The organism is Polaromonas sp. P1_G2, from assembly GCF_056405515.1.
Genome location: NZ_JBFUBY010000480.1, coordinates 1 through 1,664, shown reverse-complemented (window position 1 = coordinate 1,664; position 1,664 = coordinate 1). Strand labels below are relative to the sequence as shown.

The following is a 1,664-nucleotide window of genomic DNA, read 5'->3' as shown; positions in this document are numbered from 1 at the left end:
GGCATTAGCCCATGCGGCGTTCCCGGTCGGCCCACTCATCCCGATTGCACCCCAACGCGGCCCCGTATAGATTGAAAACAGGTTCTTTGGGCATGGCGCAAGCGGTCTTCGGATCACGCGAGACCTTTGACTGCACAGCCTCCGCTTCAGGCCGGGGATGCCGTGCAGTCATGGGTTTCGTCCGGCCGGAGTCTTTTTGAATGGAAGCTTTCCTCGTCTCCACGGGCATCGTCGCCCTCGCCGAAATGGGCGACAAGACGCAACTCCTCGCGCTCATCCTCGCGGCTCGCTTCAAAAAGCCCTGGCCCATCGTTGCCGGCATCCTGGTCGCCACCCTGGCCAACCATGCCCTGGCCGGTGCCGCCGGCGCCTGGGTGACCACGCTGATCAGTCCCCAAATGCTGCGCTGGATCCTGGGCGCCTCGTTTCTGGCCATGGCCGCCTGGATGCTGGTGCCCGACAAGCTGGACGCGGACGAGGACGAAAAACCGCCGCGCTACGGCGTCTTCTTCACCACTGTGCTGGTGTTCTTCCTGGCAGAGATGGGCGACAAGACGCAGATCGCCACCGTGATGCTGGCCGCGCGCTACGACGCCATCGCCAGCGTGGTGGCAGGCACAACGCTGGGCATGATGCTGGCCAACGCGCCGGTCGTCTGGCTGGGCGAACGCGTCACGCGCCTGGTGCCGCTGCGCGCCGTGCACATTGTGTCGGCGCTGATTTTTGCCGGCTTGGGCCTGGCCGCTCTCTTGATGTGACCCCGGCTYGCTATACTGGCCCTCAGCGCCGATTTGCTCAGCTTGCGGGCGCTTAAAAAGTACAGCTAAAGACGACCTCCAGAAACCCGGACTCGCTTTAGCGACGCCGGGTTTTTTGTTTTGCAGGTGATTTTTTGACACTTATTGCCACCCCGCTCAGCATGCATTTTGTCGAGGCACTGCCGCTGCAGAGCGGCGCGTCGATACGCGCCTACGACCTGAGTTATGAAACCTACGGCGAACTCAACGCCGACAAATCCAATGCCGTGCTGATCTGCCACGCGCTCAATGCCTCTCACCATGTGGCGGGCGTCTACCTCGATGCGCAGGGCCAGCCGATCGACAAATCCGAAGGCTGGTGGGACACCATGATCGGTCCCGGCAAGCCGGTCGACACCGACCGCTTCTTCGTGATCGGCGTCAACAACCTGGGCTCCTGCTTCGGCACCACCGGCCCCATGCAGCCCAATCCCGAMACGCAGGAACTCTACGGCGCCGACTTCCCCGTCGTCACGGTGCAGGACTGGGTCAGCGCGCAAGCCCGCCTGCTGGACCGCTTGGGCATACAGACCCTGGCCGCCGTGATGGGCGGCAGCCTGGGCGGCATGCAGGCCCTGGCCTGGACGCTGCAGTACCCGGACCGCGTGCGCCACGCCGTGGTGGTGGCCAGCGCGCCCAACCTCACGGCCGAGAACATCGCTTTCAATGAAGTGGCCCGGCGCGCCATCGTGACCGACCCCGATTTCCACGGCGGCCATTTCTATCGCCACGGCGTGCTGCCCAAACGCGGCCTGCGCATCGCCCGCATGATCGGCCACATCACCTATTTGAGCGACGACGTGATGAACGAAAAATTCGGCCGCCAGCTGCGCCAGGCGGTCGCCGAAACCGTGAATGCCGACACAC

At 64.0% G+C, this 1,664-nt stretch carries 2 protein-coding genes; both read left to right on the top strand.

The window, feature by feature from the left end; all coding sequences use genetic code 11:
• Nucleotides 1-200 precede the first annotated feature (200 nt).
• Nucleotides 201-758, top strand: a complete 558-nt coding sequence (locus AC1D0P_RS25465) for a TMEM165/GDT1 family protein (protein ID WP_477679277.1) — start codon at nt 201-203, stop codon at nt 756-758.
• A gap of 134 nt (nt 759-892) precedes the next feature.
• A partial coding sequence (gene metX, locus AC1D0P_RS25460) for a homoserine O-acetyltransferase MetX (protein ID WP_477679276.1) occupies nt 893-1,664 on the top strand: 772 nt, incomplete at its 3' end.

Coding starts and splice junctions, on each gene's coding strand:
- AC1D0P_RS25465 (WP_477679277.1), top strand. CDS start 201: ATGGAAGCTTTCCTCGTCTCCACGGGCATCGTCGCCCTCGCCGAAATG.